Annotated in this window: 12 protein-coding genes; 8 read left to right on the top strand and 4 right to left on the bottom strand. The window is 42.6% G+C overall.

Annotated elements, in window-relative coordinates; all coding sequences use genetic code 11:
* Positions 1–56: 56 nt before the first annotated feature.
* On the bottom strand, positions 57–1,001 hold the full coding sequence (locus tag NT175_09170; protein ID MCX6234874.1) for a methylenetetrahydrofolate reductase: 945 nt from the start codon (positions 999–1,001) through the stop codon (positions 57–59).
* Positions 1,002–1,004: 3 nt separating this feature from the next.
* On the bottom strand, positions 1,005–4,679 hold the full coding sequence (gene metH / locus NT175_09165) for a methionine synthase (protein ID MCX6234873.1): 3,675 nt from the start codon (positions 4,677–4,679) through the stop codon (positions 1,005–1,007).
* Positions 4,680–4,849: 170 nt separating this feature from the next.
* Here metH and ahcY point away from each other — a divergent pair, with 170 nt between their 5' ends.
* Complete coding sequence (gene ahcY / locus NT175_09160) at positions 4,850–6,259, top strand: adenosylhomocysteinase (GenBank protein ID MCX6234872.1); 1,410 nt, start codon at positions 4,850–4,852, stop codon at positions 6,257–6,259.
* A gap of 112 nt (positions 6,260–6,371) precedes the next feature.
* On the opposite strand, the gene NT175_09155 is transcribed toward ahcY, so the two are convergent.
* Positions 6,372–6,851, bottom strand: coding sequence for a hypothetical protein (locus NT175_09155; GenBank protein ID MCX6234871.1), 480 nt, complete (start codon positions 6,849–6,851; stop codon positions 6,372–6,374).
* 176 nt (positions 6,852–7,027) lie between these two features.
* Here NT175_09155 and NT175_09150 point away from each other — a divergent pair, with 176 nt between their 5' ends.
* From NT175_09150 to NT175_09120, 7 genes are all read left to right on the top strand, one after another.
* A complete protein-coding gene (locus tag NT175_09150) occupies positions 7,028–10,216 on the top strand; it encodes a histidine kinase (GenBank protein ID MCX6234870.1) in 3,189 nt (1,062 codons plus the stop codon).
* An 83-nt stretch (positions 10,217–10,299) separates the two neighbouring features.
* Positions 10,300–11,049, top strand: coding sequence for a LytTR family DNA-binding domain-containing protein (locus tag NT175_09145; protein MCX6234869.1), 750 nt, complete (start codon positions 10,300–10,302; stop codon positions 11,047–11,049).
* A gap of 310 nt (positions 11,050–11,359) precedes the next feature.
* Positions 11,360–15,055, top strand: coding sequence for a carboxypeptidase-like regulatory domain-containing protein (locus tag NT175_09140; GenBank protein ID MCX6234868.1), 3,696 nt, complete (start codon positions 11,360–11,362; stop codon positions 15,053–15,055).
* A 35-nt stretch (positions 15,056–15,090) separates the two neighbouring features.
* A complete protein-coding gene (locus tag NT175_09135) occupies positions 15,091–19,410 on the top strand; it encodes a T9SS type A sorting domain-containing protein (protein MCX6234867.1) in 4,320 nt (1,439 codons plus the stop codon).
* Between the two features lie 65 nt (positions 19,411–19,475).
* On the top strand, positions 19,476–20,534 hold the full coding sequence (locus tag NT175_09130; protein ID MCX6234866.1) for a PorV/PorQ family protein: 1,059 nt from the start codon (positions 19,476–19,478) through the stop codon (positions 20,532–20,534).
* A 107-nt stretch (positions 20,535–20,641) separates the two neighbouring features.
* The gene (greA, locus tag NT175_09125; protein MCX6234865.1) at positions 20,642–21,115 is read left to right on the top strand and encodes a transcription elongation factor GreA; all 474 of its coding nucleotides are present in this window, start codon (positions 20,642–20,644) and stop codon (positions 21,113–21,115) included.
* Between the two features lie 38 nt (positions 21,116–21,153).
* Positions 21,154–21,558 (top strand): HIT family protein, encoded by a 405-nt coding sequence (locus NT175_09120; protein MCX6234864.1) that lies wholly within the window; start codon positions 21,154–21,156, stop codon positions 21,556–21,558.
* Positions 21,559–21,581: 23 nt separating this feature from the next.
* On the opposite strand, the gene NT175_09115 is transcribed toward NT175_09120, so the two are convergent.
* The gene (locus tag NT175_09115; protein ID MCX6234863.1) at positions 21,582–23,483 is read right to left on the bottom strand and encodes an amidophosphoribosyltransferase; all 1,902 of its coding nucleotides are present in this window, start codon (positions 23,481–23,483) and stop codon (positions 21,582–21,584) included.
* Positions 23,484–23,623 lie beyond the last annotated feature (140 nt).

Below are 23,623 nucleotides of genomic sequence, written 5' to 3'. Positions count from 1 at the left end.
CCCGCCTTTGGCGGGATTTCGCTCAGTTACTCTTCGCTCAACCTGTGTCCCGCAACTTACCTGACACTATCGATAACCTGGCTTATAGCCTCGGCATCATTCATTACATAATAATGCAAATGATTAACACCATTTTTGATGAGGTCTTTCGATTGCCTGATGCCCCATTCGATGCCGATTTCCCTGGCATTATCCGGATTCTTCAGGAGTAGATCCACAAGCTCGTCAGGAAAGTTCACATGAAATTTCCGGGGGATGGTGGTTAGCTGTTTTGTACTGTTTAATATCTTCAAACCGGGAAGGATGGGAACGGTGATACCGGCTTCGCGGCATCTCTTAATGAAATTGAAATAGAGCCTGTTATCGAAAAACATCTGTGTTACCACGTAATCAGCTCCGGCATCGATCTTCTTCTTCAGGTAAAGTATATCGGTCTTGATGTTCGGCGCTTCATAGTGCTTTTCAGGATAACCGGCAACTCCGATGCAGAAATCTATAGAGTGGGAATTTAAAATATCCTCCAGATACTGACCTTCACGTAGATTGCTGATCTGTTCAACCAGGTCGGAGGCATGATCGTTATAATTCTTTTCCTTGTTGATAGGTTTAATAAAGTTGGTCTCATCGCCCCTCAGGGCAAATACATTCCGGATACCCAGGTAATTCAGTTCAATCAGGGCGTCCTCGGTTTCTTCCTTGGTAAAACCCTGACATAACAAGTGTGCAACAGAGTCGATGTTGTAGCGGTATTGAATAACTCCTGAAATACCAATGGTGCCTGGTCTTTTCCTCCTTATCCTCCGTTTGATGGAGCCATCATCCATTTCCTCATAGATTGCTTCGGCAGAATGGCTGGTGACATCAATAAAGGGAGGGTCAAAAGGCTGCAGCTTCTCCACAATATCTGTGATATCCTTAAAACTGCTGCCACGTGCAGGAGGAATGATCTCAAAACTGAAAAGGATCTTACCAGTCTTTTTCAAATGTTCGATTACCTTCATGCTTCAATAATATAAATTTGACGATAACCATTTCTCAGCCTGTTCAATGGTGACATTTTTCCGGCGGGCATAATCTTCAACCTGGTCCCTGCCTATTTTACCAAGGTTAAAATAATGAGCCTGTGTATGCGCAAAATAGAATCCGCTCAACGCTGCTCCAGGGATCATCATAAAGTTCTCTGTAAGCTGTATCCCGGCTATTTTCTCTGTTTCCAGGAGGTCGAATAAAATACGCTTCTCCGAATGTTCCGGACAAGCCGGATAGCCCGGCGCCGGTCTGATACCTTTATATTCTTCTTTAAGCATGCCATTCAGGCTGAGGTCTTCATCCCTGGCATAACCCCATATATCTTTTCGCACCATCTCATGCATACGTTCAGCAAAAGCTTCGGCCAGCCTGTCGGCAAGGATTTTAAGCATGATGCTCCGGTAATCATTATTCTGGCCTTCGTAATATTTCACCCATTTTTCAATCCCGATGCCAGCAGTCACTCCAAAACCGCCAATATAATCGGTCAAACCTGATTCTTTAGGTGCAATGAAATCGGCAAGGCAGAGATTAGCCGATGCATTCTCTTTAAACTGCTGGTTGCGTAAAAAATGGAAAACTGTGAGAATTTCAGAACGATCCTCATCCTTATAAACTTCGATATCATCACCTGTGGAATTAGCCGGATAAAAGCCAATGACCCCATTCGCAATGACCATCTTTTTACTGATCATTTCTCTCAGAACCTCCTGTGCATCATCATATAGTTTCCGCGCTTCCTCACCTTTTACCGGATCATTAAAAATGGAAGGGTATTTCCCTGTCAGTTTCCAGGTATGAAAAAAGAAGGTCCAGTCAATATACCGGCTGAGTTCTTCAAGTGAAAAATTCCGGAATGCCCTGACACCTGTAAATGATGGTTTAACAACAGATGCTTTTCCCCATGTGATCCTGATTTTATTAGCCCTTGCCTGTTGCAGGGTGACATATTTCTCATCCGCTTTGCCGGCTTCGTATCGTATTCTAAGGGCATGATAACGTTCCCTGTAAGTGTTGGCGAAAACAGAATGCTGTTGCTTCGACATCAGTCCATACAAAACTCCGACGCTTTTTGAGGCATCGCGTACATGGATGACAGGACCGGAATAATTTGGTGCAATCTTCACTGCAGCGTGCAGCTCCGATGTTGTTGCACCTCCGATCAGAAGAGGGACAGTAAAACCAAGTCTTTCCATCTCCTTTGCCACGTGCACCATCTCATCGAGGGAAGGCGTTATAAGCCCGCTTAGTCCAATGATGTCTGCATCCTCATCTACAGCGGACTGAAGTATCTTTTCACACGGCACCATCACACCCAGGTCAATGATCTCATAATTATTACACCCCAATACCACGCCCACAATATTTTTACCGATGTCATGCACATCACCTTTCACCGTTGCCAGCACGATCTTGCCTGCTGATGATTGTCTCTCGCCGGCGATTTTTTCAGCTTCAATATATGGGGCGAGAACAGCGACCGCCTTTTTCATCACCCTGGCGCTTTTAACCACCTGCGGCAGGAACATCTTACCAGAGCCAAACAGGTCACCGACAGTATTCATGCCGTCCATCAGCGGGCCTTCTATGACATCAAGAGCCCTGGGATAATGCATGCGCGCCTCTTCAACGTCAGCTTCAATATGATCAACAATACCCTTTATCAGAGCATATTTCAGCCGTTCCTCTACTGTATCCTGTCGCCACTTATCCACTTTATCCGTTCCGATATGCTTCCCACGGATTTTTTCAGCAAAAAGAATCAGCCTTTCTGTAGCGTCTTTACGGCGGTTGAGAATCACATCCTCCATAAGTGTCAAAAGATCGGGAGAAATATCATCATAAACCGGCAGGTTGCCTGCATTGACGATGCCCATATCCAGTCCGGCCTGGATAGCATGGTAAAGAAATACAGCATGCATGGTCTCACGCACAGTATCGTTGCCACGGAAGGAAAATGACAGGTTACTGACACCGCCGCTTACCTTGGCATAGGGAAGGTTTTCTTTGATCCAGCGGACAGCTTTGATGAAATCGACAGCATAGTTATTATGTTCTTCCATGCCAGTGGCAATGGTCAAGATATTGGGATCGAAGATAATATCCTGGGGAGGAAATTTGACATCTTTGACAAGAATGTCGTACGCTCTTTTACAGATGTCGATTTTTTGCTGATAGGAAGTGGCCTGCCCCTGTTCATCAAAAGCCATTATGATAGCAGCAGCGCCATAATTCCTGATTTTTTCCGCTCTGTCTTTAAAGACCGTTTCACCGTCCTTCAGGCTGAGCGAGTTGACAATTCCTTTACCCTGCAGGCATTTCAGCCCAGCTTCAAGAACCGACCATTTGGAGGAGTCAATCATAACAGGAACCTTTGCTATATCGGGTTCAGAGGCCAGCATATTCAGAAATTTGATCATTTCGTGTTCTGTATTCAGCATGGCATCGTCAAGGTTCACATCCAGAATTTGTGCCCCGCTTTCTACCTGCTGACGGGCAACAGATAATGCCTCTTCATAGTTCTTTTCCTGTATCAGCCGGGCAAACTTACGCGATCCACTCACATTTGTCCGCTCTCCTATGTTGATAAAATTGCTGCCCTTATAGATCAGCAGTGGCTCCAGCCCGCTGAGATGAAGAGCTTTTGCTACAGAAGGTATCTCCCTGGGCTTATATTCTCCGGCTATGCGTGAAAGTTCCCGAATGTGATCAGGGGTAGTTCCACAACAGCCACCAATGATATTGACGAAACGGTTCTGTGCAAAATCCCTTAAATAACCGGACATCTGCTCTGGAGTTTCATCATATTCCCCGAATTGATTCGGTAATCCGGCATTAGGATATGCGCTGACAGGAAAGGGAGCTATCTGTGATAAAACCTCAAGGTAAGGCCGCATTTCTTTGGCCCCAAGAGAACAGTTCAATCCAATGGATAATAATTCGATGTGCGACATGGAGTACAGGAATGCCTCCACTGTCTGACCTGACAGTGTCCTGCCGCTTGCATCAGTGATGGTGCCTGAGATCATCACCGGCACATGTACACTTTTTTCCCTGGCTACTTCATTAATGGCAAACAATGCCGCTTTGGCATTCAATGTATCAAAAATGGTTTCCACAAGAAGCATATCCACACCCTCATCCAATAGACCTCTGACCTGTTCGGCATAACTTATGACAAAATCATCAAAAGTGACAGCCCGGTAGCCTGGATTGTTTACGTCGGGAGACATCGATGCCGTTTTGCTGGTTGGTCCGATGGAGCCTGCCACAAAACGCGGCTTTAATGGATCTTTAAGTGTGAATTCATGAGCAGTTTCTATTGCCAGCCGGGCTGCAGCTACGTTCATCTCATAAACATGTGGTTCCATCCCGTATTCGGCCATGGATATCCGTGTCGCATTGAACGTATTCGTTTCGATAATATCTGCTCCTGCTTCAAGGTACTGTCGGTGAATTTCCCTTATAATTTCCGGTTCAGTGAGACTAAGGAGATCATTGCATCCCTTGAGTGCTTTGTGATGACCTGCAAACCGCACACCACGGAAATCCTCCTCAGTCAAGCGATACCGTTGTATCATCGTTCCCATGGCACCATCAAGAACCAGGATGCGGTGGGTTAATTCACTATATATACTCCTATTGATCATTTATTGCGGTCTGGAAACAGTCAGCAGTCGGCAGTCTGCAAGTGCCATTCTCACCGTTCCTTACTTATATCCGGTAAATTTTTTCTTTTCTCCGTATATTATTACCTTTGCAGCGGCAAAGATATGTAATTTAAACTTATTATAAATAAACCGGGGCTATGGAACACGTAATGGAAGGAAAGAAATTAAATTATCGAGTGAAAGATATCACCCTGGCTGACTGGGGCAGGAAAGAAATGGAGATGGCCGAGAAGGAAATGCCGGGTCTGATGACCTTACGAAATCGTTATTCACAGGAAAAACCGCTGAAAAGTGCCAGAATATCAGGTTCGTTACACATGACCATTGAGACGGCAGTACTAATTGAAACCCTTGCTGAACTTGGTGCCGAAGTCAGATGGGCCAGCTGTAACATTTTCTCCACACAGGATCATGCCGCCGCAGCCGTTGCAGTCAAAGGTATCCCGGTATTTGCCTGGAAAGGTGAAAGCCTTGAAGATTACTGGTGGTGTACAGCCCAGGCTTTGTCTTTCCCCGGAGGAAAAGGTCCTACCCTTATTGTTGATGACGGTGGTGATGCTACCCTCTTGGTGCATCGCGGTTATGCTGCTGAGGAAAATCCTGAGCTGCTGAAAAAAGATCCTGAAAATGCAGAAGAAACAGCCATTATTAAACAGTTGCAGGAGATATATATTGAAAATCCTCTCAGATGGCACAGAGCCGTTAAAGAATTAGCAGGGATATCTGAGGAAACAACCACCGGTGTTCACCGCCTTTACCAAATGATGGAAAATGGTACTCTTCTGGCACCTGCCATCAATGTCAATGATTCGGTGACAAAGTCAAAGTTTGATAACCTTTACGGATGTCGCGAATCGCTTGCCGATGGCATTAAAAGAGCTACTGATGTGATGATAGCAGGGAAAGTGGTTGTGGTATGCGGTTATGGTGATGTTGGCAAAGGCTCGGCTAAATCGATGAGATCCTATGGCGCCCGGGTGATGATAACCGAGATCGATCCAATCTGCGCACTGCAGGCTGCCATGGAAGGATTTGAAGTCACTACAGTTGAGGAAACCTTAAAGGTAGGAAATATCTTTGTGACCGCTACAGGAAATCGTGATGTCATCACCCTTAGTCACATGCTCAGAATGAAAGATCAATCGATCGTTTGCAACATCGGTCATTTTGACAATGAGATCCAGGTTTCTGAACTGAATAGTTATCCCGGTATAAAGATCATAAACATCAAACCTCAGGTCGACAAATACCTGTTTCCTGATGGCCACGCCATATACTTACTGGCTGAAGGTAGGCTTGTGAACCTGGGCTGCGCTCAGGGACATCCTTCCTTTGTCATGAGTAATTCGTTCTCAAACCAGGTCCTCGCACAGATTGAGCTATGGAAGAATAAATATGCTATTGGCGTTTACCGGTTACCCAAACATCTCGATGAAGAAGTTGCCCGTTTACATCTTGACCAACTGGGGATTAAACTCACAAAACTTACTAAAGAACAGGCTGATTACATTGGTGTACCTCAGGAGGGACCCTATAAGCCGGAACATTACAGGTACTGATTGGCAAATGATGATCCCCGATACTGACTTTTCTCAGGATTGTATTTTACTTCTTAAGTGATTGACTACTGCTGACTGTCTACTGCTGACTGCCGACTGCCGACTATTTACTTTAATTAAAAATGTGCAGCACCTCACCGTCATATTCAGTATTGTATTCTTTCAGCGAATAGGTTGCTGGTCCGTTAAAGGGTGTTCCATCGGTGATCAGGAATTGTGAATTGCAGCATGTGTCAAGGATTGTGAGCCCGGATGGTTCGACAATAAGCCTGGAGCAGGTATAAACAGGCGAGGATGTGCAACAGCCGTCCGGATCATAAGTACAAGTTCGTTCATAAGCTTTAAAACTCTCATGAAATAACCTGTAAACTATAATACCGCGACTGGGAGTATTTGCTGTAACATATACCCATCCTCCATCCTCAATATAATCCATGCTATTGGGACGCAGATAGATATTCACATACGCTGTAGGGATATCAGGTCCGCTATTCTTATGACAAAAAGGCATCACAAGTAATATCAGAACAATGGATAACAGCACGCCTCCCGTAATTATCCTTTGCGAAATAATGAAAATGGATTTTAACATGTATTTATTTGTCAACTGCAAAAGTAATATATTGAAATGATATTATTCATTTGTCAGGTCCTCCAATCGAAAACAGTTTTTTTCCTGCAATTTTTACCTGGTTTGCAGCGCATTCAGTTACGTATCGTAATTTAGCTGTGAATAAATTTATGTTAAGATTCCCGTAAACTTCAGCTATGATACGGTGGTGGATAATTAAAATCGCTTTATCAGTTACTCTGATTGGGATTTTTTTGCTCACTGTCCCTGCCGGTTTAGCACAGATCCAGGATCTTGAAAATATTAAATTCGAAAGAATAACATCTGAAAACATTAAAATTGAAAAGGGACTTTCCCAAAATTCCATTCAGTGTATACTCCAGGATAAAACAGGATACATGTGGTTTGGCACATGGGACGGTTTAAATAAATATGACGGCTACAGGTTCATTATTTTCGACAAGGAAAATAAAATCAGCGGACAGACAGTTAATTGTATGATCGAGGATAGTGAAGGCTATCTATGGATTGGCACCGATGAAGGTTTAGACAAATACGATAGAACCATTAATGATTTCACTGAATTCAAACATAATCCATCCGACCCAGGGAGCCTTGTTAATGATTTCATCACAGCTATCATCGAAGACAGCACAGGCTGCCTTTGGATTGGTACTCAGAGTGGATTAAGTAAATTCGACAAGAAGACCGGACTGTTTGAATCCTATTTGAATAAACCGATAGATAACACGCCACTTAAAAGTAATTATATCAACAGCCTATGCTTTGACCGTCAGGGGTTTCTTTGGATTGCCACTCGCATTGGCCTTATCCGGCTTGATACACAAACCTTGATAGTGACCCGCCTCTATAATAAACAGGATGATAATCACAGTTTACCGGATAATTTTGTAAAATCTATCTTATGCGATCATAATGGAAACCTATGGACTGGCACCAACAGAGGGTTAGGAAAGCTTAATCTGACCGACTTTTCCTTTGATAACTATTTTCAGCCGGCAGAAATCGCGGAAAACCAAAATGTTTTTGTTATTAACACCCTCTATGAAGACAGTCAGCACTTCTTATGGTTAGGAACAGATGGTAAGGGATTGAAAATTTTTAATCCTTCAACTGGCGAATCCGTTCAATATGACCGCCAGGGTTATGATGTGAACAGTTTGAGCGATAATCGAGTTTTATGCATTTATGAAGACCGCGTTGGAACTATATGGATCGGTACATTTATTGGCATTAATAAATTCAACAGGCATGCCAGTAAGTTTTCGGTGTACCGGAATATTTCCAATGATGATAACTCCCTGAACAGCAATTATATCATGTCGCTTTATGAGGATAAAAACCAGAAAGTCTGGATTGCTACAAACAACGGTATTAATATACTGGATCGTAAGACCGGTCTGTTCAGGCATATTATGCACATCCCCGGCGATATCAAAAGCCTTGTCAGTGATAATCTCCGGGTAATCACCGGGGATAAATCGGGTTTGCTCTGGATAGGCACTCAAAATGATGGTCTTGAATGTTATGATCCGCTGAAAAGCAAATTTACCCACTACCAACATAATCTCAAGGATAAACATAGTCTTAGCAGTAATAATGTGCTGTCGATCTATGAAGACAGCTTTGGTTTGCTCTGGATAGGCACAGGACATGGTGGTTTGAACTTGTTCGACCGGGCAACAAACAAATTCATTTCCTTTAAAAATAATCCAGAAGATCCCACAAGCCTTAGCAGTAACCTGATATGGACTATTTATGAAGACAGGGAAAAGAACTTATGGTTAGGAACTGGCGACGGGCTTAACCTGTATAAAAGGGACACTCATGAATTCGTTTCTTTCCGTTATGAACAGGGTCATCCTAACGGACCAAATGCCAGGGAGGTTTTCTGCATGTGCCAGGATTCAGGGGGAATTTTCTGGGTAGGGACCAAAGGCGGGGGATTAAACCGTTTTGATAAAGAATCGGGTAAATTTTCATACTTTACCGAAAAAGATGGTTTGCCCAATAATGTCATATATAGCATCATGGAGGATGAAAATGGCTTCTTATGGCTGACCACCAATTGGGGATTATCCAAATTCGATCCTCGCAAAGAAACCTTTATCAATTATGACATTCAGGATGGACTCCAAAGTAATGAGTTTAATCTGGGTGCCTACTATAAGAATGACCAGGGTGAAATGTATGTGGGAGGAATGAACGGTTTTAATCTCTTTCAACCCTCAAAAATAAAAACAAACCCTTTGAAACCTAAAACCGTTATCACATCTTTCAAGGTTTTCAACCGCGAAATTGAAGGTGAATTCAATGATGGACAAAGGATCAGGCTTTCAGCCAACAACAACTTTTTCACCATCGAATTTTCAGCCCTGGATTTTACTAATCCTGCTAAAAACAAATACCAGTTCATCCTTGAAAATTACGATAAGATGTGGACTAGTGTTACCTCGGATAAACGATTTGCCGATTACACAAATGTCAGGCCCGGGATCTATTACTTCCGGGTCATGGGATCAAATAATGATGGGATTTGGGATGATAGAGGTGTTACTCTGACCATCATCATCAAACCACACTGGTATCATACATGGTTTTTCCTAATCCCGGTTTTATTAGTTGCCATATTCACCCTCTGGTATCTGATCAACAGGCGAATCAGAATCATACGCAATCGTCATGAAGTTGAGAAAAAAGTTCTGGCTATCGAAAAACAATTATATGATACAGAATTACAGGCCTTGCGCCTGCAAATGAACCCTCATTTCATTTTCAACACATTAAATTCAATACAGAGCTTCATTCTCACAAAAAATACTGATATGGCTGTGAATTATCTTGGAAAATTCTCACAGCTGATGAGGCTGATCCTCACCCATTCCACAGAAGCTACCATTTCTATAGAAGAAGAACTTAAGGCCTTACGATATTATCTGGATATCGAGATGTTACGATTTGAGCATAAATTCACCTATACAATTCATGTCGATCCTGCAATAGATGAAGAATTCACAGAGGTTCCACCGATGATTGTTCAGCCTTATGTTGAGAACGCTATCATTCATGGCCTTATGCATAAGAAAGGTGACCGACATATAAAGATTGCACTGAAATTAGAGGATAACTCGATCCTATGGATCATTGAGGATAATGGAATAGGAAGGGAGAGAGCGATGCAGATCCAGAAGGAATCAGGTTTGCAGCGCAAATCAAGAGGCATGCTGATCACCATGGAACGTCTTGAGGTTCTTCACAGGAAAAATAATGAGAACTTCTCGATTGAAGTCATCGATCTGAAGGATGAGAATGATCATCCGACCGGCACCAGAGTCGAATTACGCATGGCTTATAGAGAAAGTTAATTGATCATTGTCTGGCCAGGTCTTCAAAACATTGCTATGCTTTATTAAAAAATATTTACTTTTACACGATAAGACACATCTTCATGTTAAAAGCAATTATTATCGAGGACGAAAAGACATCACGTGATACGCTGAAAGCCCTGTTATCACGATATTGCCATCAAGTCGAGGTCATTTCGGAGGCTGATGGCGTACAAACCGGCCTGGAAGCTATATATATGGAGCATCCTGACATCGTTTTCCTGGATATACAGATGCCCGACGGCAGTGGATTTAAATTGCTGGAAGGACTTAAAAAGATTGATTTTGAGATCATCTTTGTGACCGCTTTTGATCAGTATGCCATTCAGGCTATAAAATACAGTGCACTTGATTACCTGTTGAAACCGGTTATCCCTGAAGAACTCATTAATTCGGTTGAGAAGGCTGAGAAAAAGAAAATAACAGCCCAGATCAATAAAAACATACAGGTACTGCTTGAAAACATCCGGGCTCCGGGTGAAAAACCACACAAGATTGTTTTGTCAACAGCCGACAAGATTCATGTTGTGGAAGTTGATCATATACTCCGTTGCGAATCGGATAATTATTATACACGCTTTTATTTCACCGACGGCAAGTCACTCCTGATATCCAAAACGCTTAAAGAAAATGAGGAACTGCTGCGTGATCACAATTTTATCCGTACTCATAAATCTCACCTCGTCAATACAAAATATATTTCCACTTATTTTAAACATGACGGAGGTTATATACAAATGTCGGATGGTGCTAAAATACCTGTATCGCGAAGAAAAAGGGAACAAATCATGAAAGTCATCAGTCATCTATAAGCTGTTCAAGATATTCCGATAGTAGCCGGTAACTGACCTGCTCCAACCGAAAACTTGTTAATCCTTTTATTTATTTTGCATTTATCATATCTTTACCCGCTATTTGAACGGATCTAAACAAACCTAAACATGAAGTGTTCAAGTCCTCACCAGCTGAATATAGCAGGTGAAACGAATATATTTTTCAGACAATTTGGTGGTTTTTTGAAACTCGTGACTAAAATATTTTGGTTGAAAAATATTTTTATTATTAACTTTACCGGCTCTCAATGGTTCCAAAATTTTTGCATAAAAAATAATACCAACTGATATGATGAGAAATTTACTCTTTACTTTTTGCTTTTTATTAGGTGCGAGCCTGTTAGCCTTTTCACAATCAGGGACACTAAAGGGAAAGGTTATCAACAGAGACACTAAAGAACCTATTCCTTTTTGCAATATTATTATTGAAGTTGCAGGCGCACAGAAGGGGGGTGCAACATCCGACTTTGAAGGGAATTACACGATTAAGCCCATTATCCCCGGCACTTATGATGTCAAAGCCACCTATGTCGGATTTAGACCCATGAAGATCACTGGTGTCAATGTCAGGGCTGATAAAATCACATTCAATGACATTGAGATGGAAGTAACTGCGACTACCCTTGAGACATTTGAAGTTGTCGATTACAAAGTCCCTCTTATCAACAAGGACCAGACTTCATCAGGGGCCACGGTGACGTCCGAAGAAATTGCCAAAATGCCCAACCGTTCTGCAGCCGCTGTTGCTACCACGGTGGGTGGTGTCTTCTCCAGAGACGGAGAAGTCGGAAGTATCCGTGGTCAGCGTTCCGATAATACTGTCACCTATATTGACGGTATCCGTGTAACTGGTTCATCTGCACTCCCCGAATCTGCTATCGACCAGGTATCGGTTGTCCTTGGCGGTATCTCGGCACAATATGGTGATGCTACAGGAGGTATTATCAATGTTACAACCAAGGGACCCTCCAGAATTTTCGGCATGGGCATCGAGGCGCAGACTTCACAATACCTCGACTATTATGGATCTAACCGTGTCGGATTGAATCTTAACGGACCTCTCATTAAAAGTAAAGACCCAAAAAATCCCGTTTCCCTTCTGGGTTATTTTATCGCCGGTGACGTCATATATAATAAGGACGGCGCTCCATCAACCGAAGGCCTTTATAAGGTTAACGATGACAAACAGGCCCAGCTTGAAACCAGGCCTCTCCGCCCTACAGGTTTAGGTTATGGAACATATTATGAATCACTCTTTCTTACTAAATCTGATTTAACACATATTAATACAACCCTCAATTCCTCCAATCTCGGCGCCAATGTAACTGCAAAACTGGACGTCAGGACAGGACCAAATATCAACCTGTCATTCGGAGGCACATTGAGCTATAACAGCGGCCATGGCTTCAATTATTATCATTCCCTCACCAATTACGACAGAAATGGGTCATACCAAAATATGACCTGGAGGGTCTTTGGAAAATTCACACAACGCTTCCCAACCGAAAGCGACAGTAAATCCAAAATCAAGAATGTCTTTTATACTATTCAGGCCGACTACTCTAAAGTCACTGGAAAAAGCGAAGATGCCGACCATCTGGAGAATTTCTTTAATTACGGTTACATAGGGAAATTTACAACATACAAAATCAAGTCCTATACACCTACCCTTGAATACGACTCTGTCGCGGGTCTTTACGCCCACCTGATGAATAATTTCCAGGATACCCTGTTTGCTTTTGAAAGGTCGGAAATCAACTCTATTCTGGCAAATTATACTACACAGTATTATGAAATGCATCAGAATATCTATAACCAGGAAGCAGTGGTCACCGGTGAGGGTGGCCTGATCAATGGCCGCGGACCCGATAACATTTATGGACTTTATGCAAATGTCGGTACCCTCCAGACAGGATTCGGAAAAAATGAATCAGCACAGATAGGTATTGATGTGTTAGGATCGGCCGACATCGGCAACCATGCCCTTCAATTCGGCATTCAATATCAGCAAAGAAGCTACAGTGGCTGGAATATCGGCCCTACAGGCTTATGGACAGTGATGCGCGGTTTCACCAACTGGCACATCAGGGAGCTTGACCTCGCTAATCCTATGCCCGTTTACCTTGAGGGAGTGTTCCAGGATACTATAAATTATTACCGCAGATATGACCCACAAACCCAATACTACTTCGATAAAAGCATCCGGGCTAAAATGGGATTGGCTGTCGACGGCACTGATTGGATTGACGTTGATTCTTATGATCCGAATACCAATTCAATTTATTACTATGATAAAGAAGGAAACCACCGGTTGGCATATATTGATGGTGGCCTGAATATCAACATGTTCAGCCCGGATGAACTACTTAATGACGGCGATCAGATTGTCGCCTATTATGGTTACGATGCTTATGGTAATAAACTGACTACCCGTCCCAGTTTTGAAGATTTCTTTACTAAAAAAGACGCCAATGGGAATTATTCCAGGGATATCGGTGCCTATGAACCGATTTATATGGCTGGATATCTGCAGGATGTCTTTGCATTCAAGGATCTGATTTTCAATGTTGGCGTCCGTGTTGACCGTTTCGATGCCAACCAGAAAGTGTTAAAGGATCCTTATCTGCTTTATGAAGCCAAAACGGTGAAAGAAGTCAATGACTTGGGATTACACCCGTCAAATATGGGTTCCGACTATATCGTATATGTCGACAATGTGAATAACCCGACGACTATAACGGGATACAGAAATGGTAATGTGTGGTATAATGCCCAGGGAGCTGTTGTTGTTGACCCTGAGGAATCCCTTGACGTCGGCAACGGCATATCGCCTTACCTTGTAAATCCCGACAATCAGGTTGTCAGCGGAGGGGCATTTGCCGACTATGATCCGTCAATCAATGTGATGCCCAGAATTGCTTTCTCTTTCCCTATTTCAGATGAGGCATTGTTCTATGCTCACTATGATATTTTAACACAGCGGCCAACCAGTAACTTTTTTTCCACTCCCACCGACTATTATTTCTGGCCCGTGCGGAGTAATCCAACCATTAATAATCCTAATCTCAAGCCTGAAAAAACCATTGATTATGAACTTGGATTCCAGCAGAAGCTGAGTGCCTCTTCATCCATTAACCTCTCGGCATTTTACCGTGAAGTCAGAGACCAGATACAGAGTTATCGATTCACAGGCGCTTACCCGAAGACTTATTATTCCTGGAATAATCTTGACTTCGGTACAATCAAGGGATTGACGGTAACGTATGATCTCAGACGCACAGCCAATGCCAGGTTGAGGGCCAGCTATACCTTGCAGTTTGCAGATGGCACCGGTTCCGACCCAAATACAGCTGCCGCTTTTATCCGTTCCGGACAGCCAAATCTCAGAACTCTCAATCCATTAGATATTGACCAGAGACACAGGATTAATATTTCTCTCGACTACCGCTGGGGTGAAGGGAACGAATATAACGGGCCTGTGACATCCAAAACTTCAAAAAAGACCGGTAAAACCAAGAATATTTACTGGCTCCAGAATACAGGAATTAATGTTACTATGTTTGGCGGATCCGGCACACCCTATACCAGATCAGCTACTATTTATCCGTCATTGATCAGTACTGCCGGCAGAGCCATCAAAGGCTCTATCAATGGCTCACGTCTTCCCTGGCAATTCAGGATTGATATGAGAATCGACAGAGACTTTGGCTTTGCAATGGGTAAAGGTGACAACGCTAAAAATGCCTACCTGAATGTCTTCTTCCAGATTCTGAATGTCCTGAATTCGAAGAATGTAATGGGTGTATACGCTGCTACTGGAAATCCTGATGATGATGGCTATCTCTCTGCAGCTGAATGGCAAACACAGATCAACCAGCAATTGAATGCTGAATCATACCGGGATATGTACTCCATGGCTGTAGCAAATCCTTATAATTATAGTTCACCCCGCCAGATACGGTTTGGCATTAGCTTCAACTTTTAATCGATAATAACACGAAAATCATAAAATATATAGATATGAAAAGCATACTCCGTTATCTTCTGATATGTTTGGCCGGTATCCTCATTTACGGTACTTGTTATGCTGATAAAGTGCCTGTCCCATCAGGCCAAAAACGTACAGCACAACTGAAGTCTACAGCTTCGGGATGTTTACCTGGGGCCGGTTTTAAATATATGGACATTAATAATATCAGAACACGTATTAATACCGGTGGCGACATGTGGTGGAATTTTGAAGTGGCTGATTATGAGATACCCAAAGGATCCGGTAAAATGTCCATGTTCTCGGCTTCACTCTGGCTGGGTGGTATCGACGTTAACGACCAGTTGAAACTGGCTGCTCTCCGGTATCGCCAGGGACCTAACTTCGGTGGAGGTAACGATTATTGGCCCGGACCACTTACAGTGGATGGTACAGCAGCTATTACAGCCGACGAATGCTCCAAATGGGATAAATTATTCCCAATGACACGCAAAATGATAGATGAATACCTTGCCTGGTGGGATAATAAAAAAGACTATCCAAATTATACAATCCCTCCCGAAATCAAGGATTGGCCTGCACATGGTGATGTATCCAGAAACCAGAGCTACTATCTTGCTCCCTTTTTCGACCGTGATCAGAATGGAGAATATGATCCTAACCAGGGAGACTACCCATATTATGACGTTACCAACGCTTTGTGTAAAAGCGATATTAGACCTATGGAAGGTATAGGTATCCTCGCTGACCAGGTCATCAAAGGCGACCAGACCTTGTGGTGGGTCTTTAATGATAAAGGAAATATTCATACTGAAACGGAAGGGGATCCTATTGGTGTTGAAATCCGTGGACAAGCTTTTGCATTCGCCACCAACGATCAAATCAATAACATGTCGTTCTATAGCTATGAAATCATCAATAGGTCCACTTTTGTTTTAAGGGATACATATTTCAGCCAATGGGTTGACACCGACCTGGGTTATGCAAATGACGACTATGTTGGTTGCGACGTATTACGGGGATTGGGTTATTGTTACAATGGCCGTGCTGCTGATGGCACAGGACAAGCCTGGGCTTATGGAAACCAGCCCCCGGCTATCGGCGTTGACTTTTTCCAGGGACCTTATATGGACCCGGATGGAAAAGACAATCCAAAATTTACAGGCAGCAATTGCGAAATTATTAAAAGCCCTGACACTCTTGACCAAATGGCTATTAACGGGGTGAACTTTGGCGATGGTATTGTCGACAATGAACGTTTTGGTATGCGGAGGTTTGTGTATCACAATAACAGCAACTCCGGTGTTCCCCCTTATATGTTTGACCCAGCCTATGCTCCTGAGTACTATAATTTCCTCAGAGGCATATGGAGAGATGGCACCCGAATGGAATATGGCGGCAATGCCCATAGGACAGCAGGTGCTTATGGTCCCCAATGTGACTTCATGTTCCCTGGTGATTCGGATCCCTGCTTCTGGAGCACCGCCGGAAATCCACCCAATGGACCTGTATACTGGACTGAGGTAACTGCAAATAATAATCCCCAGGACCGCCGTTTTATGCAATCGGCAGGCCCATTCCGCCTTGAACCCGGAGCGGTCAATTATATCACAGTCGGGATCCCCTGGGCCAGAGCAGGCTCCGGAGGACCCTGGGCTTCCGTGGAATTATTACGAGTCGTCGATGATCAATGCCAGTCTCTGTTTGATAACTGTTTCCAGGTCGTCAGTGGTCCGAATGCACCAGACCTGACTATCCGTGAAGTCGACAAGTCATTGATATTCTATATCACCAACCGGAAAACCAATGATGTTGGTAACAACTTCAACGAATCCTATAAAGAGATCGATCCTAACATCAAGAGCCCGGATTCGCTCGGTCCTGACGAAAGGTATGACTCGACATACAGATTCGAAGGATATCAGGTGTTTCAACTGGCCAATGCCAGTGTTTCTGTTGCAGATCTCTTCGATCCCATATTGGCCCGTCAGGTTTTTCAGTGTGATGTGCAAAATAGCGTTACTCAACTTGTTAATTTTCATTTTGACCAGGCCCTGGGAGCAAACGTTCCGGTTGAGGAGGTCAATGGCGCTGACGGAGGCATTGTTCATTCTTTCACTATCACCGAGGATGCCTTTACCGGCGAAGCTTTGGTTAATCATAAACAATATTATTATATAGCTTTGGCATATGGCTATAATCAATTTATGAAGTACTCCCAGGATCCGGGAGCACAGGATCCACCTGTCAGCGGCCTTGATGGGCAAAAAGAACCTTATCTTGCAGGACGTAAAAATATTAAAATGTATACCGCTATTCCACACATTCAGGTCGGCGATATCAAGGCCAACTCACAATATGGTGACATCCCGAAGGTTACACGTCTTGCCGGCCAGGGTAATGGAGGCAACAGACTGATCATGACCCAGGCCAGCATCGAGAAGATACTTGCTCAGCCACCATATGATATCACCGATACGATAAATCCCAATGTATATGGTAAAAGTGATTATCCGATTAATTATACACCCGAATATGAAGCGGGTTCAGGTCCTGTTGAAGTGCGTGTTATTGACCCATTGAATGTGAAAACCGGCACTTTTAAAATTTTATTTGATTCGTTATACCTTGTCAGGTTCTATAATATTACCGGCGTCCCGAATACCGATGGTGATACAGCAAGCAAATGGATCTGCCGCTGGATGCTGGTTGACGAATCATCCGGAAAAGTTTATAAATCAGATACAGTTATTTCATATCCAAATGAACAGCTTTTCCTTGATCTGGGACTTTCAGTGACCTTAAGCCAGGTATATTACCCCGGAACGTACCAGGTCGGGCAGACGACAAGTGGGAACACGCAATCTCCCATATATGTTCCTTTGGAAACAAACAATGGCTTGATTGAAGCCAGTATGATTTACGCAGATAGTTCACGGCGCTGGTTAGCCGGCGTTCCTGATGATGATTATCCGTATGCTTCTAACTGGATACGTGCCGGTGCGTTCACCGACCCTGACAACTCCGCCTATAATGACTGGAGACTTCAGGTCGGAAGCAGTGGCACACCGATCGGACAAGCATTTGACCCGGACGGCGCCTATGAAACCATATTAATGGGTACCTGGGCACCCTATAACCTGTGTGCATCCCATATCCAGAATTCTGCCGGTCCTGCCTATGGTGGTGATAATAACAGGTCGAAGGATAACATGAGAATGGCTGATCTGGCCAGCATCCAACTTGTTATTACATCCGATAAATCCAAATGGTCACGTAGCCCTGTCATTGAGATGTGCCCTGATCCTACCCTGTCAGAAAATAATGCCAGACAATTCGATATCAGGTCAGCTCCATCGGTTGATAAAGATGGCAATCCTGTTCCTCCGACAGCACTTGCTGATACAAGTAATAATCCGGATGATCCTAATTACATTTGCCCAACAGGTATGGGATGGTTCCCGGGATATGCCATTAACCTGGAAACCGGCGAACGTTTGAATATTGTATTCAGCGAAGATTCATGGCTCGTTGGTAACAATGGCCGCGACATGAAATGGAATCCTTCCTCACGCATGTGGGACTTCACTGATCCTTTGAACCTCAAGGCGATCTTCGGAGGTAAACATTATATTTATGTATTTGCCCATACCAAAGGCAAGTTTTCATTCAGTGGACAAACCGATCCAAGCTATGATGTTCCTGCCTATGATGCAGGCAGAAGACTCAGGGAAGCTATACCTATCACCACACTATTCAAAAGGGATTTCATTTACTCGAGTTGCATGTGGGTTAATATACCTTTGGCTATAGAAGGTCAGGAATGGCTGTCGAATGATGTGACGATCCGCATATTGGTAGCTAAGCCCTATTTCAGATACTTCTCAACCGATCTTCAGGACACATTATATATGCCGGATTCTTCCACATACATTCTCCCGGACGACATCAAGTATAACCGCTATTATCCGGCCTATTCTTTTAGTACTGAAGGAATTGCTACTACAGCCAACAATATGGAAAAAGCTAAAAGTGATCTTGACCTGATCAATGTAGTTCCGAATCCTTACTATGGGTATGCACCATATGAAACCGACCAGCTGGATAACCGCATTAAAATTGTCAATTTACCACAGAAATGTACGGTTACCATTTACAATATGAGTGGAACGCTGATACGGCAATTCACTAAGGATGAAACGAAGACTTCTATTGACTGGGATTTGAAGAATCATGCGGGTATTCCTATTGCCAGCGGGATTTATTTGATTCATATAAAGGCTAATGGTGTGGGTGAACGGGTGATCAAGTGGTTTGGTTCATTAAGGGCTCCCGACTTTAATGCATTCTGATAAAAGACTAATATATCATTATAAAACGTAAAGAATTCGATTATAAAATTATAAACCGTTATACGATGAAAAAATATATCAAATGTCTCGCAGTGGTTCTGTTGATTGGGTTTTTTGCCTCCACCGACCCTGATCTGTTTGCAGGGAATAAAGACAGGTCAGGAGAGGCTGGTGCATCAGAATTATTGATTAACCCATGGGGACGAAGCGCTGGATGGGGCAATGCAAGCACGTCTAATGTCCGTGGTGTGGAATCCATGTTTATCAATGTGGCTGGAACAGCATTTACACAAAGAACCGAAATCGCCTTCAACCATACTCAATGGCTCAAAGGTTCGGAAATCAATGTCTTTGCATTTGGATTAAACCAGAAGATCGGTGAATCAGGTGTTCTGGGCCTTGCTGTAATGTCGATGATGTTTGGAGATATTCCTATCACAACTGTTGATTTGCCTGAAGGTGGCATTGGAAATTTCTCTCCCAGCCTGATGAACATTTCCCTGTCATATGCCAGGATTTTCTCAAACAGCATATATGGCGGAATGCAGATCAAAATTATCTCCGAAAGTATTTCCGACATGTCAGCCCAGGGAATTGCCATTGATGCTGGCATACAGTATGTTACAGGAGAGACCGAAAATGTTCACTTCGGTATTACATTAAAAAACTGGGGACCTACGATGAAATATTCGGGTGATGGCCTATCGATCCGAACACTTCTCCCTGGCCAGGAAAGCCAGTTTACAGTAGAACAGCGTGCAGCAAAATACCAGTTGCCATCCCAACTCAATATTGGTGCGGCTTATGATATAAACTTTGCAGGTGACTACCGCCTGACTTTTGCCGGTAACTTTATATCCAATGCCTTTACAAAAGATCAGGTTACCCTTGGAATGGAATTTTCGCTCAAATCGTATCTGATGCTCAGAGGTGCTTACACATATGAAGACGGGATAACCGAGGACGCAAACAGAGACACGGTTTTTACAGGTCCCAGCGCTGGTTTTTCTGTTCAGGTACCTTTTAACAAAGAAAAAGGAACAAATTTCGCTGTTGACTATTCATATACGGATACGGAACCCTTCGAGGGAGTCCATAGAATCGGAATCCGACTCAATTTATAGTGAAAAAGATTCTTTAAAATCCGGATATTTTTTCTGAACTTTTTAAAAGACCCTTTCTGGGTCTTTTTGTTGTTTTATCCGTTTACTTAAAAATAATTCATTTTAAAATGGCTGAAATTAAATACTATACCACCCAGGGATTAAAAAAACTGAAGGATGAACTGGAACACCTGGTCACTGTTGAACGCCCTGCTATTTCCAAACTTATCGCTGAGGCAAGAGATAAAGGCGATCTCAGCGAAAACGCTGAATATGATGCAGCTAAAAATGCTCAGGAGATGCTGGAAATGAAGATAGCCAAACTTAAAGAAGTGCTACTGAACGCCAGAATTATTGATGAATCTAAAATGGATGATTCCAAAGTGCTTATCTTATCAAAAATCAAACTAAAGAACCTGAAAAACAATGCCATCATGACCTATACCCTGGTACCTGAAAATGAAGCTGATGTTAAAACAGGTAAAATTTCTATAAATTCACCAATTGCAAGGGGATTATTGGGGAAAACAGTGGGAGATAAAGTTGAAATCATCGTGCCTGCCGGTAAAATCATTTTCGAGATCATCGAAATCTCACGATAATTTCATTATATTTGGATGTACATTAAATCGGATGATATATGGCAACCATATTTTCTAAAATCGTAAATGGCGAAATCCCTTCCTATAAAGTTGCTGAGGATGACTATTTTTTTGCATTCCTCGATATTCATCCCCTGGCAAAAGGGCACACGCTGATAGTAACCAAAACTGAAATAGACTACCTCTTTGATCTCAATGACGAACTTTACAAAAAAATGCTCGTCTTTTCAAAACGTCTAGCCAAATCACTTGAAAAGGTTATTGATTGTCAAAGAGTCGGGATGGCTGTTGTCGGTTTGGAAATACCTCATGCTCATATCCATCTTATACCTTTAAATAGCATGGATGATATGGACTTTAAACGTCAACCCTTACAACTGTCAAAAGAAGAATTTATCGTTATTGCCGCACAGATCAACCAGGCGTTTGAAGAATTAGTTTAATCTCATCTTCAGGACAACAGGTTTTAATAAGCCCTGACATTCCGCCCCTCTATATAATTGATAAAGGCTGTATTGACCACTTTATTTCCTCCAGGTGTCGGATAATTACCTGTAAAATACCAGTCACCTGTGTGATTTGGACAAGCATGGTGAAGATCATCGATGGTTTGATATATGATTTGCACTTTGGCATTCAGCCCCGGTGTGGTAAGCATTCCCGATATTTTATCAGCAATTTGTTCAGCAGAAAATTGTTTGTAGATTTCCTTGACATAATTTACTATCTGTTCTTTTGGCAGCTTCTCCTGCTCCTTTGACTTTTTATATACCATATTGATAATGTTTGACATATTTTTCTCCTTGAGAAGTTCAATGGCTGCATTAAAAGCAATGAAATCACTGATCTTCGCCATGTCGATGCCATAACAATCCGGGTACCTGATCTGAGGTGCTGAAGAAGCTATGATAATCTTTTTAGGCCCCAGGCGATCTAAAATACGTATAATACTTTGTTTTAGTGTCGTCCCGCGAACAATTGAATCATCGATAACCACAAGGTTATCAATATTCTTTTTAACAGTACCATAGGTGATATCATACACATGGGTTACCAGATCATCTCTTCGCTGATCCTGGGTGATAAAGGTCCGAAGTTTAATATCTTTTACAGCCACTTTTTCAATACGAGGGCTGAGTTTAAGAATTTCATCCAGCTTTTCGGATGAAGTATTCTGTCCGAGCAAGAGAATCTGATCTTTCTTTACCTGGTTACAAAACCCGTTCAATTCTTCAATCAGGCCAATAAAAGCATCAATGGCAGTATTCGGAATGTAAGAAAAAACGGTGTTTTTCAGATCATAATCGATGGCTTTTAAAATGGCCGGGGATAGTGCTTTACCGAGATTCTTACGTTCCTGATATATCTCCGCATCGGTACCACGTGAGAAATAAATGCGCTCAAATGAGCAGGATGACTTGCGTACAGGTGTGATGCACTGAAATTCACCTATCTGCCCGCCCTTTTTGATAATCAGTGCATGCCCGGGTTGGATTTCCTGCACCTTGTCATAAGATACATTGAAAGTGGTCTGAATAGCAGGCCGCTCAGATGTAACCACTGCAACCTCATCATCATAATAATAGTATGCCGGCCGAATTCCCGCAGGATCTCTTAAAACAAAAGCATCGCCATGCCCGAACATACCGGCAATTACATAGCCCCCATCCCAAGTAACACAGGCCTTCTTAAGTATCTTTTGAATATTCAGTTGTTTAATAATCTGTTCAGTGATATCTTTTTTATCATACCCCTGCCTTTTGAATTTCCGGTAGAGATGTTCATTTTCTTCATCCAAATTATGACCGATCTTTTCAAGAATCGTGATGGTATCAGAGGTTTCGATAGGATATTGCCCATAGCTGATCAGCTTTTCAAAGAGCTCATCGACGTTAGTCAGGTTAAAATTGCCGGCCAGCACCAGGTTTTTTGTCATCCAGTTATTATAACGCTGAACCGGATGCAGGTTTTTAATGCTGTGCATGCCATAGGTTCCATAGCGAAGATGCCCCAATAATAATTCTCCCGTAAATTCTACATTCTTTTTTAACCAGTTAGTATCCTTTAACCGGTTAGGGTTCTTTTCATTAATTGAGTTTAGTTTATCATAGAACTCTTTAAAGATATCATCAACTGCACTGTCGGTATTAGAACGAATCCTGTCGATATATTTATTGCCGGGTTCAGGGTCAAATTTAACACAAGCTACGCCAGCACCATCCTGTCCACGGTTATGTTGTTTCTCCATAAGCAGGTGTAACATGTTAAATCCATATAAGGTTGTTCCATACTTGGCCAGGTAGAATTCAAGAGGTTTAAGAAGACGGATCAGTGCAATACCGCATTCATGTTTGATCTGATCACTCATGGAAGGATGGTTATGAACTTTGCAAAGTTAAATGAAATAATCAAACTGGAAATGCTTGCATTTTGAGTGATTTTTTAAAGGATAAACCATAAACATGTTAATTTAATTATATTTGTTTTTCGACTGGAAATACTCAGAAA

The sequence above is a fragment of the Bacteroidota bacterium genome, assembly GCA_026391695.1.
GTDB lineage: Bacteria > Bacteroidota > Bacteroidia > Bacteroidales > JAGONC01 > JAPLDP01.
Note: the sequence above shows the minus strand (reverse complement) of the source record. Positions and strands in the feature narration are given on the sequence as shown.

Coding starts and splice junctions, on each gene's coding strand:
- NT175_09170 (MCX6234874.1), bottom strand. CDS start 1,001: ATGAAGGTAATCGAACATTTGAAAAAGACTGGTAAGATCCTTTTCAGT.
- metH (MCX6234873.1), bottom strand. CDS start 4,679: ATGATCAATAGGAGTATATATAGTGAATTAACCCACCGCATCCTGGTT.
- ahcY (MCX6234872.1), top strand. CDS start 4,850: ATGGAAGGAAAGAAATTAAATTATCGAGTGAAAGATATCACCCTGGCT.
- NT175_09155 (MCX6234871.1), bottom strand. CDS start 6,851: ATGTTAAAATCCATTTTCATTATTTCGCAAAGGATAATTACGGGAGGC.
- NT175_09150 (MCX6234870.1), top strand. CDS start 7,028: ATGATACGGTGGTGGATAATTAAAATCGCTTTATCAGTTACTCTGATT.
- NT175_09145 (MCX6234869.1), top strand. CDS start 10,300: ATGTTAAAAGCAATTATTATCGAGGACGAAAAGACATCACGTGATACG.
- NT175_09140 (MCX6234868.1), top strand. CDS start 11,360: ATGATGAGAAATTTACTCTTTACTTTTTGCTTTTTATTAGGTGCGAGC.
- NT175_09135 (MCX6234867.1), top strand. CDS start 15,091: ATGAAAAGCATACTCCGTTATCTTCTGATATGTTTGGCCGGTATCCTC.
- NT175_09130 (MCX6234866.1), top strand. CDS start 19,476: ATGAAAAAATATATCAAATGTCTCGCAGTGGTTCTGTTGATTGGGTTT.
- greA (MCX6234865.1), top strand. CDS start 20,642: ATGGCTGAAATTAAATACTATACCACCCAGGGATTAAAAAAACTGAAG.
- NT175_09120 (MCX6234864.1), top strand. CDS start 21,154: ATGGCAACCATATTTTCTAAAATCGTAAATGGCGAAATCCCTTCCTAT.
- NT175_09115 (MCX6234863.1), bottom strand. CDS start 23,483: ATGAGTGATCAGATCAAACATGAATGCGGTATTGCACTGATCCGTCTT.